Source organism: Microcoleus sp. S13_C5, from assembly GCF_036700845.1.
Lineage (GTDB): Bacteria > Cyanobacteriota > Cyanobacteriia > Cyanobacteriales > Microcoleaceae > Microcoleus.
In genome coordinates this window covers 59,268-74,027 of record NZ_JAUBPR010000004.1, presented here as the reverse complement: position 1 = coordinate 74,027, position 14,760 = coordinate 59,268, and the positions used below count along the sequence as shown (strand labels likewise).

Genomic DNA, 14,760 nt, shown 5'->3' with positions numbered 1-14,760 from the left:
ATTATTTGTGACGTTTTTACCCACAAATAGGGTAATTTTCAATAAATTATTCAGTCCTCTTAAGAGGACTTTCGCTATGAGGCGGGGGTTTCAATCCCTGCCGGACTGTCGGATCATGCGAATATTTTAACCACTTCCAGACTGTCGGATTGTGGGAATATTTTAACCCCTGCTGCCGCGTGGGAATATCCTAAAATATATTACCACTTTTTACTAAATATGACCACTATAATACCGACTAACAACAGACATATATTGTAGTAATAATAGCTCTACTTGAGTTGTCATATCCGATTTTAAAAAGTTAAAATATAGATAACTAACAAATAAAACTTGCTATCTATGAAAATACAATCTTCTGTCTTAGTCCACCTGGGATTTGGCAAATATGTACGCTCCGATCGAGTAACAGCAGTAATACCAATTGAAGAAGAACGGGGGCCGGGTCGGCGCACTTTCGTGCACGTAGACGGCGAAGCAGACCCGATCGTTGCTTCGCGCGCTGAAGATACAATTGTTCGCGATTTGGTGCAGGAACCGCGCGAAATAACTCAAGCTCGCCAGCAACAAGAAATCCTGCAAGATTTGCTGGCAGATTTGAGCAATGTTAACGTCACCGTGCGCCGCATCAGCCGCGATGAAGGCGGACTCGATCTCGAACGTTTGGAGCGCCGCATTCGTCAAATTTTAGACGCCTAAAAATGAAAGACCGCCCGGGCGGTCTTTCTTATTGTTTGTGTCGCTAAAAATTTTAAGTTGAGGGTTTCAATGTAATTTCGATATCCGCTAAACCGGTGAGTTTTTCTACCACTGGCTCTTCTTCCACTCGCGGTACAAAAATAGTTAAACCTCCCGGAACGCACTCAATAGAAACCGGAGTCATGCCGATGATTTCGCCGTCTACAACCACTTTTTGAGGCGGCTCGGCACTAATTGTTACTTTTTTTGCCCGCAAATAACCGATGTCGTCGCGATCCGTAGGATTGCCGCTCAAAGCTGTTTGCAATAGGTGATAAGAAGCTGCGATCGCCCCAGCTTTATTCTGAGGCGCAACCAGCGTCACGTCCAGCAAGCCGTCATCAAAAATAATCCCCGCCGGGCCTTGAGCTAAAATAGAAGTAGGCGGCGCTGCATTCGCCACGGTGACGGCCACAGCAGTAAGGCTGATAATTCTATCTTCGGTTTCGATTTCCGCTTCAAATCTTTCTAAATTGTTTAACTGTTTAATTCCTGAAAGAATGTAAGCCAGCATTCCCCAACGATTCTTCATTTCGCGATCGGCTAGTTCGACAGTTTCTGCCTCAAATCCCACTCCAGCTAACAAAACCATCGGCATTTCACCGTTGCAAATCGCCGCATCCACCACCCGCGTCAACCCTCCAAAAATAGTGGCACAGGCGGTTTCAATTGTATTCGGAATGTCTAAAGCATTAGCAAAAGCATTAGCCGTTCCCCGACAAATAATTCCTAAAGGAATATTTGTGCCCACAATCGCCCCAGCGACTGCGGATAATGTGCCGTCGCCCCCGCAAGCAATAATTGCCTCAACTCCTCTAGCAACTGCTTCGCGGGCGATTTGATCTGCGTCTAATTCTGGGGTTGTCAGCCGAATGTCTAAGTCAATAAAAGGCTCTAAAAGTTCCTGAATTTTAGCTAAGTCTTGGTCGGGGTCGCTGTGGCCGGCGACGGGATTGAAAATTAGGCAAGCTGAACGTTCCATATTTGGTAATTGGTAATGGCTAATGGGTAATTGGTAAGGACTCATTGATAATATTATGTCCGGTAAATCGCCAACAATCAAATTGGTTTGTAGCGAGAACTTCAGTTCTCATCAAACTCGATCAAACTGAAGTTCTCGCTACAAACCTAGAACGGTGCAGTATTTGTGGTAGAGGTTTAATTAAGACTTGACAAAAGTCCACTCTAAGACTTCGCGGGGAGCTTTTTGCAGCGCTTCCTTTATTTCCTTGTTGCTGTCGAACTTGACTTTATCCAAAAGGCACGCTTCGACGTTCACAGTAAACTTATCGTCTTCAAAAGGCCAAGGAGTTACAGTCACGAGTTCGTTGCTGTGCTGTAAAATATCGTAGCGCTTGCCGTCCGGGCCGACACTAATTTCTAAAGCTCGTTCTCCGGCGGGTAACTCGCGGCAGCAAAGAATTAAGGATAGCCGATCGCACCACTGGAAAAAAGCATAAGCTGCCTTAGCATCTTCCTCAGAAACTTGCAACTCTTTGCGCCATTTTTTTTGATTTTCCAGTTGTTCGTCCAAAAATTCGTCGAGTTCCTTCGACTCTCCCCGCTTTCCTTCATTGAGATAGCTCATGTGCATAGAAATCAGCATTGCTACCCACCTACCACGATATAGGGAATTCTCCGTCATGGCTTTAATTTTAGGCAGAGAAGTTTCCGTCTGCAACGTAAAATCAAAGGGCGCGCCCGCTTCAGTCAAAATATTTTCTTCCCACTCCTTCTCCAAATCATCGTGATGCGAAATCGCGGCTATGGTTTCGTAGAGGCGAAGCGGAGATTTCGAGCGCTTCCACTGTCCGCCAAGTTGGGCCGCGAGCAAGGCGTGGGCGCGGTGGTAAATAATTTCCCAGCCGGTGGCGGTTAAGTTAGCAATCATGGAATTTTTCTCCTGAATTAAGTTAATACGAGTATTGTGTGCGAGCATTCGGCTCTCGATCGCCCCGGCGCCTTAAAAAGGGGGGAACCGGAATCGGTCAAAGTCCAAATTTTTAAGGGCGATCGAGACTTACAGAAAAACGAAAGTTAAATCACAAAAGGTTCGATCGAGATCTCCTGCCATTTCCCCTCAAATCGTTCGACAATCAAAGGTCGGATGCGGAACTTCGGGGGACACCCATCGAGAACATCAATCCGCAAACACGAATAAGGACGGCGTTTGTGGGAACCTTGACCGCTGCGGCCGACAAATAGCAAAGATTCCGCTATCCGCCGGCTGGCTGTTTCGGAACCAGAGTACCGCGCCAACCGATAAGCTTCTGGACTCAATGCTTCCTGCAACATCGGCCCTTCCGGGCGCTGGCGGCGGAGACTGTGGCCGCTTCCCCCGCAGACAATCCAATTAATCCCAGAGTCGCCGTGTCCAGTATCCCCAGTCCGCAGGTATTCCAAACAGTGAGCGTGGCCAGTCAGCACCAAATCTACTAGCGGACGCCCCCGCGCCACCTCCCCAACTGCATCGGCCACCGTGTCAAGCACCTCGCGCAATCGCCACCGAACCGCCAAAGTTTGAGCTTGATTCCACTTTGTCGCCTCGGTCACGTAGGGGGGATGGTGCAGGTAAATTACCCGCCCCCGCACCTCGGAATCGCGCCAAGAGTTAATCAGCCTTTTTTTCAGCCATTCGAGCTGTTCAACATCCGTGGCGGCTGTTTGGTGGGGCGACAGTTGTTTGTCAATATCTATCAGCATTTCGTCAACTTGCTCTAACTTGGCGCCCAAGTCGTCTAGCTGCTCGGCTTCTTCGGGAATTTGGGGGTTGAGCCGATCGCAGATTTCGAGCATTGCCAATTTTTCTTGTTCCAATTTCTGCCGATCGAGTTCCAAATTCTGGCGGCGAATGTCGCCCTGTTTGGTTTTCGGGATCGGCAAGGGTTCGTTGAAGGTGTTGGAGTCGAGGGCGAAGAAGTCGATGCCGCCGCTGCGGAAGGTGTAGTAGCGGTTGGGTAAGCGGGTAAAGCGTCCGGGTTGGTAGCGGAGGCAGCGGCCTGTGCTGGTGCTGGCGGTGTAGTGGGTGTCTAGGTGGCGATCAAGTTCTCCGGGCAATTTGTGAGCTTGCAGGTAGTCGAGAAACGCTTTGGCGTAGGCATTTCCGCGATCGGAACCGTGCCAGCCGACATCGAGATCCAACTTGGAACCTAACAGCCGGCGCAGTGGAAAAGCTGTCGCCGACAGAATGCCGTAGACTATGGGCAAGTCGTAATAGTCGTGGTTTCCCGGTACGGGCAAAAACGGAAAGTTAAACACCATGCGATCGTAGGCAATCCGAGAGGGATGCTCGCCACCGACTATAAATTCTCGGTAGGGGCGAATAAAGTTTTGCAAGTAATATTCGCTGGAACCGACGAGATAAACTACATCGCCCGTGTGGAGGACGAAACGGCAAGTTTCGCGCTCGGAGACCATCTGTTGGGCAATCTGCCGCTGGGGATTGTGGCCGCGGTGATTGCCCGTGCCGCTGTCGCCTACGACTAAAAACGAAAACTCTGGAGAGTCGGTGGTTTGAGATTCCAAAACCATCCGAGTTTGGTCGATTCCCCGATGGACGATCGACTGTTCTTGCCACCGCACCCGCTCTTTCATTTTGCGGATTTTGACTGTTATTTGCGGGTCGGAAACGAATTTCAATTCACCTCTTCTCCAAAATTGCTGAGTTCCTAATTATTAATATTGCAGTGATCGGGCGAGTTTTTACATCTCTCTAAAAGCTGAAAATCGAAGCGCGGGTACTCAGAAACCGGGTTTTTTACGAGAATACGGCGTTAAAACCGACAGCAACGGCCAAAAACCCGGTTTCTTTGGTTTTGATGCGATCGCCCCGTCTCTCAACTAAAATAAGATTTTGTACGAGGCGGTGCTTTTTGTTGTTGCCGAGGACGAGGGCATCAATCAAGGACGTGGGAAGATAACACTAACAATGCTAGCCAAGTACAGCGAACTCTAAATACGAGAGAGTAATTATCGCTCTTTGCGGTTTGATTAGATTGAGAGTTGGAGCTTTAGTTTTACCTAGTTAATAGCTGACACAATTATAAAAAAAACGAATAAATTAATCGATATTTATTCACCAGTTTTTAACTATAATTGCTTCTAATCCTTATGCGATCGTCAAATCGAGGTGAAATCAAGCGGCTATGCAAATTATGCACAATTGAATCCCAGTAAGCCATTCAGCTTTTGCCCAGATGTCTAGTGTTTTTGCGAAATAGTTTTAAGGTTCTGGACTAGATCGATTAAACCCCCTAATCCTTTCATCCTTGCAACTATTGCCGAGAAGTAAGTGTTCAGATTTTATTTGATAATCTTAATCAACACTCAAGGCATCGAACCACTGTAAAATCCGATTCCATGCCCACCACCGATCGCTATCACCAAATTGATGCTGACAACGTTTACTACTGATATGCCCAACATGACCGCCGTAGGCTGTCACCACTAATTCTAAGGCAGGATTGTTCGCGCTAATGGCTTGCAACTCAGAGACAAGCACCGGGTCAAACATCGGATCATCTGCTGCATAAAGGATGTAAGTGGGTTTATGGAGGTGAGGCAAAATGTGTAGAGCGCTGCTAGCCTCATAGTATTCTTCCACAGAGGAGAAACCTAACGGGCCAATTACCAGTTCGTGGTCAAAGCCCCAAATGCTGTTGGCGCGTGCAATAGCGGCAGGATCGATCGCCCCCGGATGCGATGCGGCGATGTTTTTTGCTAGTTTTTTTAACTCTCGCGCGATCGCTTTTTCTAAAAATTTCCCCCACTCATCTTTAACTAGATAAGACAGAGAACGGTTCGAGTCCAAGCTGGGGCAAATCACCGCCGCGCCTGCTAGTTCTGACTCTTCGAGCCCTAAGTCCGGCCCCCAATCTGCGATCGTCTGAGCTGATTTTACAGCCCACAAGGCTAATTGCCCGCCCAGGGAATAACCCGTGAACCAAAAAGGCGCGGGACATCCCATTTCTTTAGCAGCCGCAGCAATCCGAACGAAATCTTCGCCTTCGTATAGGCCATCAGAAGTCAGGGTGGGAGAGAGTTGGGCAGTTTTGCCGTGAGCTCGCCAGTCAAATAATACCACTGCACAGCCTTGGGCATAAGCTTTACGGCCTAGTAGCTTGAGATACCATTGATTATCCAGATCGCCAGTAATGCCGTAAGTGCCGACAATGGTATATCGGGGATTTTCGGGGATGGCAACCCAGCCGAAAATCGGAACTCCACAGGCACCAGTAAAGATGTGTTCTCGGTAAGGGGGCTCTGGGTAAGCGATCGTCTTTTCCCAGCGGCGACTAGCCCTTAATGCGGTGTACAACGTCATCAATAAGCCGTTGTTGAGCAGCCAAGGTGGAGTATAGGCAATGGTCATAAGCGGATGTCGGAAATGTCTGTCTTGTTGGTGGGATGTTTTTACTTGACAGGTTGGCTATTCTAGCGAATAACCCTGAAAATCGCAATACTTTTTGAGTAAATGCACTCAAGGGCGAAGTCAAGCCAAAATATTAATGGCTATTCATTTGGAACCATTTATTGGCGAATAGAGAAGAATGCCAGCTAACGAGGTTTAGCATATTGTAGCGGATCGCCCAAACTACAAAAACCTGGTTGCTTTCAGAAACAGGGTTTCTGAGTCTTGCATCCCCGCGCAGATGTACAATAGGACGCTCGCACTCTCCGACTCCAAACGCGATCGAGCCCTACACCCTGCCCCAAGTGGGCAACATCAGATAGAACGCAGTAAAAAAATATAAAATGGAAGCATTACAACTGTCTTTATTCTCAAATGACTCAGAACCAATTCCTGCCAAAAAGCAGAAGAAAGCAAAATTAGGGCGTTACGAACGCATTCAACGCGAACTAGAAGCAAATGACTGCGACCCCTACAAGATATTCATTGATGTTGAATCTCAGTCACTGCCAAAATCAGACTATACATTTGTCGATCTTTTTTGCGGTGCGGGCGGCATGACCCAAGGTTTATTGCAAGCAGGTTTTCGACCAGTAGCAAGCGTTGAAATTAATCCCATCGCCTCGGCAACTCATACAAAAAACTTTCCCGATAGCCATCACTTGTGCGACGATATAAAAAACTTAAATCCCCAAAAGTGGCTCGCTGAAATTGGTTCGCCAGAAGTTCATGTTGTTGTAGGCGGGCCGCCGTGTCAAGGCTTCTCAGTTGCAGGAAAACGCGACCCCAACGACCCTCGAAATCGCCTCTTTAGAGAGTTTGTCCGCGTAGTCTCAGAAATACGTCCTTGGTATGTTGTCATGGAAAACGTACCCGGAATATTGACTATACAAAAAGGAGCTGTTAAGCAAGCCATTTGCGAGGCTTTTCAGGAAATTGGCTATCCCCATATGTCCGTTGCTGTTCTGGAATCCGCAACCTATGGAGTCCCGCAAATCCGCCCGCGAGCCATTTTTATTGCCAATAGATTCGGGATGCCAAATCCCTATCCGAAGTCGCAATTGTTGCCCGAACAATACAAAGCGATTGAGTCAGCAATTGATGATTTACCAGAGTATACTACCATACCAGAAATTAACCACGAATGGACTCGTCATTCTGTTGAGTACATGGAAAGACTTGCTCAAGTTCCACCCGGCGGTTCTTTGTATGAAAGCTACGCCGATGCTTTCAAGCGACAGTATCCGGGAAAACCGAGTATGACTGTTAAAGAAAATCACGGTGGCACTCATATTCATCCTTATCTCAACCGCGTTATTTCAGCTCGCGAAATGGCTAGATTGCAAACTTTCCCGGATTCATTTATTTTTGAAGGTTCAATGAAAAAGGCAATGTGGCAAATTGGCAATGCAGTGCCGCCCCGTTTAGCAGAGTGTATCGGTTTTGCACTTATTCCATATTTGACTGATATTGCGGTTAATAAGCCTAGCTTAGTTACTGTTAAACCTCCCGAACAGATTCAGCTAGTTTTTGATTGAGAGCATTTCGCCAAGTTTCAAAATCATACCAGCCGCATCCTGTGCAGCCTTCCTCAGCTTCAGCCCCGCGCTGATGTATGGAAGGCCAGTCTTCGCCGCTTTCATACCAAAACTTGATTCCGAAAGGTGTGCCTCTTTTCCCTGTTTTGATGCAGCGTTCGCAACTTCGAGATTTTAGAAGATTGTGATTGCCTGAAGCATCTTTTTTGAGCAACTGAAACTTGGCCTTGATTTCAGATTCGCTCATAGATGCCAGATGTGGTGGCTCATTATCTCCCCAACGCTCCATTGGGAATCTATGGTCAATTACTAATTCATGAGCTGCTCGTTTTCTCTGTTCGATTACATCTGTATAAAAGTAAACTTCTAGAATTCTTTTTACCAGAGAAGCGGGTATGTTAGCAGCAGAATTTGCGGATTTAATTTCTCCTGTCCACAAATCGCCCAAACGTGTTGCCTGACAAGTTTGACAGTATCTCTTTTCTGTTATAATAACCAGACCGGGGCGCTTCCTTGTTCCGCGCTGCAATCCCTGAATTCCGCCACCGCCAGCATATTGAGCTGATGCTATCTGTTTGCCTTCGCACTCCCGACAATGCCATTTTTGGTCTGAGAGGAGATGAAAGACTTTGAATTGAGTTGAGTCTTGTTTTAATTGAGCTTTAATTGTTCCCGCTAAATCTTGATTGTTCACTCTACGTTTTCCGCTTCTATTTCTAGATTTTCGAGAAGATTGGAAACTGTTGTGCCCAAGCCGGTAGCTAGACTTGCAATTGCAGTGATGGACGGATTTCTGACTCCGCGTTCGACTCCAGATATATAGGTGCGGTCTAAATTAGCCCGCATTCCGAGCTCCTCTTGCGAAATTCCCAACGCTGTCCTGCGTTGCTTTACGAGATGACCTAAAGCACGCAGAATCTTCTGTTTCGATCGACTCATCTGCCAATTTTCAGTCTCTGCGGACGATTGGTCTACGGACGATGTGTCACATATCTGGAAAGTTCGATCGCCCGAAATTCCCCCTCCCGACTGAAGACGGATGCTTCGCAGATGTACAATAAGACGATCGCATTCCCCAACTCCCACCGTGATAGAGCGCTACACTTTGCCCGAAATGGGCAACATCTGGACTGAAACCGCCAAACTGAAAAGCTGGCTGCAAGTAGAAATCGCTGTCTGCGAAGCTCAAGCCGAACTCGGCTACATCCCCGCCGCCGCAGTCGAAGAAATCAAAGCTAAGGCTAATTTTGACCCGAAACGAGTCCTCGAAATTGAAGCCGAAGTCCGCCACGACATGATCGCCTTCTTGACAAATGTCAACGAATATGTAGGCGATGCCGGCCGCTACATTCACCTCGGCTTAACCAGTTCCGATGTGCTCGATACTGCTTTGGCGCTGCAATTAGTCGCTAGCGTCAATATTTTGTTAGAACGTGTCGAAGAATTGAGTCAAGCTATTCGCTATCAGGCTCAACAACATCGCAATACCGTCATGGTTGGCCGATCGCACGGAATTCACGCCGAACCCATCACCTTTGGCTTTAAACTAGCAGGATGGCTGGCAGAAGTTTTTCGCAGCCGCGCCCGATTGGTGAATTTGCGATCGTCCATAGCTGTCGGCAAAATCTCCGGCGCAGTCGGAACCTATGCTAATATCGATCCGCGAATTGAAGCGATCGCCTGTCAAAACCTCGGACTCGAACCCGATACCGCATCGACTCAAGTCATTTCGCGCGATCGACACGCCGAATACGTCCAAACCTTAGCACTCTTAGCAGCATCGATCGAGCGTTTTGCAGTAGAAATCCGCAACCTGCAACGCACCGACGTTCTCGAAGTCGAAGAATTCTTTTCCAAAGGGCAAAAAGGCTCATCCGCCATGCCCCACAAACGCAACCCGATTCGATCGGAAAGACTCACAGGAATGGCGAGAATCGTCCGCGCCAACGCCGTCGCAGCCTTAGAAAACGTGGCGCTTTGGCACGAACGAGACATCTCTCACAGTTCCGTAGAACGGATGATTTTGCCCGACAGTTCTACAGTAACTCACTTCATGTTAGTAGAAACCACAGACTTAGTAAAACACCTGCTAGTCTATCCCGAAAACATGAAGCAAAACATGAATCTTTACGGCGGAGTCATCTTCAGCCAGCGCGTGATGCTAGCCTTAGTAGAAAAAGGCACGAGTCGCGAAGACGCCTACAAAATTGTGCAATCTTGTGCTCACGAAGCTTGGAACAAACCCGGCGGCAATTTCTACAATTTAATTGCTAAGGACGATCAAGTAATAGCTAAGATGACGACCAAAGAAATTGATGATTGTTTCGATCCGCAGTATCAATTGAGGCACTTAGATTTAGTGTATCAGCGCTTGGGAATTTGAGGATAATTAACAATTAAAAATTAGTTCAAGAAGTGATTTCTCATTCTCGCGCTTGTCCCACAGTTCGCCGGGTTTAAAACCCCCGTCTCATAGCTAAAGTCGGTTAAAACCGACTGAAAGACTCATAAAATAAAAGTTTTAGAGAAATATTTCAGTCCTCTTCAGAGGACTTTAGCTATGAGACAGGGGTTTCAACCCTTGTCGGTCTGGCGGGCTGGCAGACAACACGAAAAGCGCGAAAATTCCCCCAAATATCAAATGTAAAAACTCTATTAAATATCCACTTAACAGAGCTATGAAATTAAACCTATTTACAAGATATCTAATTGTATCCATCCTCGTATTACTATCTACAACCACACTGAATTATACAACATCGATTCGCGCCCAGGAGCCGCCACAAGTGCAAATTACCCAACCAGAATCAAACCCAGTAGTACCTGAAAGTATTTTCATGAGTCAACTTCCGCGTTCGGCGCGACTGGTTGACATCCGCACCGTAAATCCCAACATTCGCCTCGATATCCGATACGCCACAACTAACAATTTCTTGAAACGAAAACTTTACCCTATATCGAAATGCGCTTTGAGAAGTTCTGTTGCTCAACAGTTAGGGCTAGTTCAAACAGATTTGGAAAAAATCGGATTGGGTTTGAAAGTTTACGATTGCTACAGACCTTTCTCTGTCACTAAACAAATGTGGCAAGCTTGGCCAGATCCCCGCTATGTTGCTAATCCTGCTAGGGGTTCGCGGCACAATCGCGGTGCTGCTATTGATTTGACTTTAGTCGATCGCACTGGCAAAGAATTAGAAATGCCCACACCTTACGATGATTTTACCGAAAAAGCTCACGGAGATTATCAAGGCGGCAGCGCGGAATCTCGGAAAAATCGTCAAGTGCTTAAGGATGCGATGAAAAAACACGGATTTATCGCTATAACAACTGAATGGTGGCACTTTGATTCGGAAGATTGGCAGAAGTTTGCGATTCTGGATATATCGCTTTCCGAGATTCCTTAATTATACTATTTAATAAAAGTCGCATATCCGGGTATGGACACGGCACGGCTCTGTGCATACAGATATCAGGGGAATTATCGCAATTCAACAGAAAATTCGTATTCGTATCCCCGGAAATTTGAGTCTAATTGTAAAGTGTAATTGCCTGTTACTGGCACTTTTCCAGTCCACTCTGTTTCATTGCCTTGATAAGGATCTCCGGCTAAAAGTTTGCCACGAGGAGTTATAATTTGGGGAAAAACATCTTTCCGATTCCTAACAGTCATTGTTTGACCTTTTCGGGCGCGAATCCGGTAAGAGTGGCTGCCGCCGCCGATGATTCGCCCTTTGACGATCGCCTCATCTCCTCCAGGCAGAAAATTAATCTGCTGGTTGACGTTAGAACAACTGCTTTCGGTGCGTTTTTTCGCAACCCAACCGGGAACTGGATCGGTAATTCGCAGCCAACCGTTTTGTTCTTCGACGACTGAAACAAAGGTATTATTTTTAAGTTTTCCTACTATTTGGCTGCCGCTTACTTGCGGAATCGATCGCACATTTAGCGGTGGATTCGGATCGCTGACTACAGCTTGGCTGATTTTGCAACCCGAATTGGGCGGTGTGACAACTACTGGCTCAACTTTTCGTGGAGAGACTCCTGCAACTAGCGAGGATTGAAGGGCTGGTGTTTTTGCCGGTTGGGGTTGGGATTTCGGATATTCCGTAGCCTGGGTTTGTGCTTGCAGAGGTTTTGGTTGCCGAGATTCAGGGTTGTTCGTCGGCCCTGCAATCTGGTTTGTGGTGGATGCCGGTGATTCTGCAAGGGGAGGATGGGATTGTTTCATCGCACCCGACTGTATAGTTGCAACAGCTACTCCCACCGCTGTTGCCACTCCTGCTAAGCTTACTGTGATGATTTGAGCTTTCGTAAATGACATAAAAAACCCTCTCTGTATCTATACTAATAATTTTTGTTTGGGAGTTGAGGCGATCGCCAGTTAATTTATAGTGGAAATACCTAGTGCGGGCTACTGGGTCAGGATTTCTATATAAAATTTCAGATCCATAAGTGCCGCAATAATTTGAGTCAATAATATATACTGGACGCCTGTACTGATGGTAATCTTGCTCTGGGGTATTTGCGCGCAAATTTGCGAAGGTAAGCGTTCAGCGCGAGGTACATAAAATGTCAAAATTGATTCCTCTGAGATTACAACCGCCTCGCGATCGATTGTTGGAGGAGGTGAAGCAAGAAGTCCAAGCAGGACGATCGCAGTCTTTGCACGCCGCTGTGCTGGCTAACCTCAGCCAAGACTCGTCGCCTGTTGGTGTTAACCGCTGTTGGGATGTGGAAGTGAAAGCCGGCAACCGTCCGAGTTTTCGGCTTCCTCCCAAAGCAAGCATTGCTAAAGTGTTCGATCGCAGTGGCGGCAAATTGGTAATTTTGGGAGCGACGGGTGCAGGCAAAACTACGACGCTGCTAGAATTAGCTCGGGTATTAGTTTCCCGCGCCCAAAAAGATGCTAGTTTGCCAGTACCAGTGCTGTTTGAACTCGGATCATGGAAAGCAGAATCCGGGGCGATCGCAGATTGGTTAATTGCTCAACTTCAGTTCAAATACGGCATCTCTCCTGCTGTCGGCAAAAAATGGCTTGCCGAACAAAAATTGCTGCCTCTCCTCGACGGCTTGGACGAAGTAGAAACCCACCGCCAAAATAGCTGCATTCAAGCAATTAATCAATTTGTTGAAAGCGAATTTAAACCCAAACATTTAGTAGCTTGCAGCAGTTTTGAAGCTTACAAAAACTGCGATACTAGATTTCGCCTGCAAGCAGCGGTTTTATTGAAACCTTTAACAGAAACTAAAATCCAAAATTATTTGCTAGAAGCCAGAAGCCGCGAACTTTGGTACAGCATTGAGCATGAGCCGGAGTTGTTGAAATTGGCAAAAGTTCCCTTGCTTCTGAGCATGATGGCTCTGGCTTACGACGATATTTTAATTGAAGCTTGGAAGCGCATAACTTCTGCAGAAGAACAACGCAAATATCTGTTAACTGCCTATATTCGCCACCAAATGACCGGACAAGTCAAGCAGTATCCCAGAGGTAAGGAACTGCGGCCGGAACAAATTCGCCACTGGCTGGGATGGCTGGCCCGAAGGATGGAAGAGCAAGGAAATCAAGAATTTTACCTCGATCGCATACCGTCTAGCTGGCTGCAAACAGGCGAGCAACGGCGCAAGTATCAGTTGGGAGTTAAGCTGGTTGGCGGGCTGATTTGGGTAATTTTGGGGTTAATTGCCACCATCGTTTCCGGGTCGATTTGGGGAATAGTTGCGGGTGCTGTTGCTGCGGTAATTAGTGCTTTTTTGCCGGGAATTCCGGGGATTGAAAGTTTTATATTGCGCCTAGTTCTGTGGTCGAACGGCTACATTCCTTGGGATTACAGGCGTTTTCTCGATGCTGCGACCGATCGCTTGTTGCTGCAAAAAACGGGCGATCGGCGCTATCGATTTATTCACGATTTGTTGCAAAAACATTTTTCGGAAATCTAAAGGCCGGAACTTGACAAAATAAAATAATCATGATACGTGTCTTGCCAATCGTGCAGGCTTCAATTGCCGAATTTGCGATCGACTCCTAGATCGACACCCCCAAAAGGTTAAGATTCTAATCTGACCCTCCTGCAATCATTGCTTCACCTCCTATGGCAGAAACCTTATTGTTCAACGCCCTCCGCGAGGCGTTAGACGAAGAAATGGCCCGCGACTCCGCCGTATTCGTACTCGGCGAAGACGTAGGTCAATACGGCGGTTCCTATAAAGTCACCAAAGACCTCTACAACAAATACGGCGAACTTAGAGTGCTCGACACCCCGATCGCCGAAAATAGCTTTACAGGCATGGCAGTAGGCGCAGCAATGACGGGACTGCGACCGGTCATCGAAGGCATGAACATGGGCTTTTTGCTGCTGGCCTTCAACCAAATTTCCAACAATGCCGGAATGTTGCGCTACACATCCGGCGGCAACTTCAAAATGCCAATGGTCATTCGCGGGCCCGGCGGCGTCGGCCGCCAACTCGGCGCGGAACACTCCCAGCGGTTAGAAGCATATTTCCAAGCAGTACCGGGTTTGAAAATAGTCGCCTGTTCGACTCCCTACAACGCCAAAGGACTCTTAAAATCAGCCATCCGCGACGACAACCCCGTTCTGTTTTTCGAGCACGTCCTTCTTTACAACCTCAAAGAAAATTTGCCAGAAACAGAATATTTAGTGCCGCTGGACAAAGCAGAAATTGTGCGATCGGGCAAAGATGTCACCATCCTGACTTATTCCAGGATGCGGCACCACGTCTTGCAAGCCGTGCCCGCACTGCTAAAAGAAGGTTACGATCCAGAAGTAATCGACCTAATTTCTCTCAAACCCCTGGACATGGAGACCATCGGCGCATCCATTCGCAAAACTCACAAAGTAATTATTGTAGAGGAGTGCATGAAAACAGGAGGCATTGGTGCCGAACTAATTGCTTCGATTAGCGATCGATTTTTTGATGAACTCGACGCACCAGTTTTACGCCTGTCTTCACAAGATATTCCCACACCATACAACGGTAATTTAGAAAGACTGACAATTGTGCAGCCCACGCAAATTGTCGAGGCAGTCCAAAAAATGGTAGCTTTGCGAGTATAAA

The 14,760-nt window shown here is 47.2% G+C and carries 13 protein-coding genes; 6 read left to right on the top strand and 7 right to left on the bottom strand.

Features of this window, described 5'->3' with window-relative positions:
* The first annotated feature begins 342 nt into the window (after nucleotides 1–342).
* Complete coding sequence (locus QUA04_RS02400; protein ID WP_006631047.1) at nucleotides 343–699, top strand: hypothetical protein; 357 nt, start codon at nucleotides 343–345, stop codon at nucleotides 697–699.
* A gap of 52 nt (nucleotides 700–751) precedes the next feature.
* Here the strand turns inward: QUA04_RS02400 and QUA04_RS02395 are convergent, their stop codons facing one another.
* The 4 genes from QUA04_RS02395 to QUA04_RS02380 all read right to left on the bottom strand — a co-directional run bounded on the left by QUA04_RS02395 (nucleotide 752) and on the right by QUA04_RS02380 (nucleotide 6,109).
* Nucleotides 752–1,765, bottom strand: a complete 1,014-nt coding sequence (locus tag QUA04_RS02395; RefSeq protein WP_445242275.1) for a YegS/Rv2252/BmrU family lipid kinase — start codon at nucleotides 1,763–1,765, stop codon at nucleotides 752–754.
* Between the two features lie 135 nt (nucleotides 1,766–1,900).
* A complete protein-coding gene (locus QUA04_RS02390) occupies nucleotides 1,901–2,629 on the bottom strand; it encodes a DUF3891 family protein (RefSeq protein WP_333253397.1) in 729 nt (242 codons plus the stop codon).
* A 146-nt stretch (nucleotides 2,630–2,775) separates the two neighbouring features.
* The gene (locus tag QUA04_RS02385) at nucleotides 2,776–4,377 is read right to left on the bottom strand and encodes a metallophosphoesterase (protein WP_333253395.1); all 1,602 of its coding nucleotides are present in this window, start codon (nucleotides 4,375–4,377) and stop codon (nucleotides 2,776–2,778) included.
* A 676-nt stretch (nucleotides 4,378–5,053) separates the two neighbouring features.
* Nucleotides 5,054–6,109, bottom strand: a complete 1,056-nt coding sequence (locus QUA04_RS02380) for an alpha/beta fold hydrolase (RefSeq protein WP_333253393.1) — start codon at nucleotides 6,107–6,109, stop codon at nucleotides 5,054–5,056.
* A gap of 383 nt (nucleotides 6,110–6,492) precedes the next feature.
* Here QUA04_RS02380 and QUA04_RS02375 point away from each other — a divergent pair, with 383 nt between their 5' ends.
* Nucleotides 6,493–7,686 (top strand): DNA cytosine methyltransferase, encoded by a 1,194-nt coding sequence (locus QUA04_RS02375; RefSeq protein ID WP_333253391.1) that lies wholly within the window; start codon nucleotides 6,493–6,495, stop codon nucleotides 7,684–7,686.
* Here the strand turns inward: QUA04_RS02375 and QUA04_RS02370 are convergent.
* Both QUA04_RS02370 and QUA04_RS02365 read right to left on the bottom strand, forming a co-directional pair.
* Nucleotides 7,649–8,380, bottom strand: coding sequence for a restriction endonuclease (locus tag QUA04_RS02370; protein WP_333253389.1), 732 nt, complete (start codon nucleotides 8,378–8,380; stop codon nucleotides 7,649–7,651). The genes QUA04_RS02375 and QUA04_RS02370 overlap by 38 nt on opposite strands.
* Nucleotides 8,377–8,625, bottom strand: a complete 249-nt coding sequence (locus QUA04_RS02365) for a helix-turn-helix domain-containing protein (RefSeq protein ID WP_190740357.1) — start codon at nucleotides 8,623–8,625, stop codon at nucleotides 8,377–8,379. The genes QUA04_RS02370 and QUA04_RS02365 overlap by 4 nt, the downstream gene beginning before the upstream one ends.
* Nucleotides 8,626–8,773: 148 nt before the next feature.
* Between QUA04_RS02365 and purB the strand changes: the two genes are divergently transcribed.
* Entirely contained in the window at nucleotides 8,774–10,069 is a 1,296-nt protein-coding gene (gene purB / locus QUA04_RS02360) for an adenylosuccinate lyase (RefSeq protein ID WP_333253458.1), read from the top strand.
* Nucleotides 10,070–10,364: 295 nt separating this feature from the next.
* Nucleotides 10,365–11,090 (top strand): M15 family metallopeptidase, encoded by a 726-nt coding sequence (locus QUA04_RS02355; protein WP_333253387.1) that lies wholly within the window; start codon nucleotides 10,365–10,367, stop codon nucleotides 11,088–11,090.
* Nucleotides 11,091–11,164: 74 nt separating this feature from the next.
* On the opposite strand, the gene QUA04_RS02350 is transcribed toward QUA04_RS02355, so the two are convergent.
* On the bottom strand, nucleotides 11,165–12,007 hold the full coding sequence (locus tag QUA04_RS02350) for an SH3 domain-containing protein (protein ID WP_333253385.1): 843 nt from the start codon (nucleotides 12,005–12,007) through the stop codon (nucleotides 11,165–11,167).
* A gap of 248 nt (nucleotides 12,008–12,255) precedes the next feature.
* On the opposite strand from QUA04_RS02350, the gene QUA04_RS02345 reads away from it, so the two are divergent.
* Complete coding sequence (locus tag QUA04_RS02345) at nucleotides 12,256–13,623, top strand: NACHT domain-containing protein (RefSeq protein ID WP_333253383.1); 1,368 nt, start codon at nucleotides 12,256–12,258, stop codon at nucleotides 13,621–13,623.
* Between the two features lie 152 nt (nucleotides 13,624–13,775).
* The gene (locus QUA04_RS02340; RefSeq protein ID WP_333253381.1) at nucleotides 13,776–14,759 is read left to right on the top strand and encodes an alpha-ketoacid dehydrogenase subunit beta; all 984 of its coding nucleotides are present in this window, start codon (nucleotides 13,776–13,778) and stop codon (nucleotides 14,757–14,759) included.
* The last annotated feature ends 1 nt before the right edge of the window (nucleotide 14,760 follow it).

Coding starts and splice junctions, on each gene's coding strand:
- QUA04_RS02400 (WP_006631047.1), top strand. CDS start 343: ATGAAAATACAATCTTCTGTCTTAGTCCACCTGGGATTTGGCAAATAT.
- QUA04_RS02395 (WP_445242275.1), bottom strand. CDS start 1,765: ATGAGTCCTTACCAATTACCCATTAGCCATTACCAATTACCAAATATG.
- QUA04_RS02390 (WP_333253397.1), bottom strand. CDS start 2,629: ATGATTGCTAACTTAACCGCCACCGGCTGGGAAATTATTTACCACCGC.
- QUA04_RS02380 (WP_333253393.1), bottom strand. CDS start 6,109: ATGACCATTGCCTATACTCCACCTTGGCTGCTCAACAACGGCTTATTG.
- QUA04_RS02375 (WP_333253391.1), top strand. CDS start 6,493: ATGGAAGCATTACAACTGTCTTTATTCTCAAATGACTCAGAACCAATT.
- QUA04_RS02365 (WP_190740357.1), bottom strand. CDS start 8,625: ATGAGTCGATCGAAACAGAAGATTCTGCGTGCTTTAGGTCATCTCGTA.
- QUA04_RS02355 (WP_333253387.1), top strand. CDS start 10,365: ATGAAATTAAACCTATTTACAAGATATCTAATTGTATCCATCCTCGTA.
- QUA04_RS02350 (WP_333253385.1), bottom strand. CDS start 12,007: ATGTCATTTACGAAAGCTCAAATCATCACAGTAAGCTTAGCAGGAGTG.
- QUA04_RS02345 (WP_333253383.1), top strand. CDS start 12,256: ATGTCAAAATTGATTCCTCTGAGATTACAACCGCCTCGCGATCGATTG.
- QUA04_RS02340 (WP_333253381.1), top strand. CDS start 13,776: ATGGCAGAAACCTTATTGTTCAACGCCCTCCGCGAGGCGTTAGACGAA.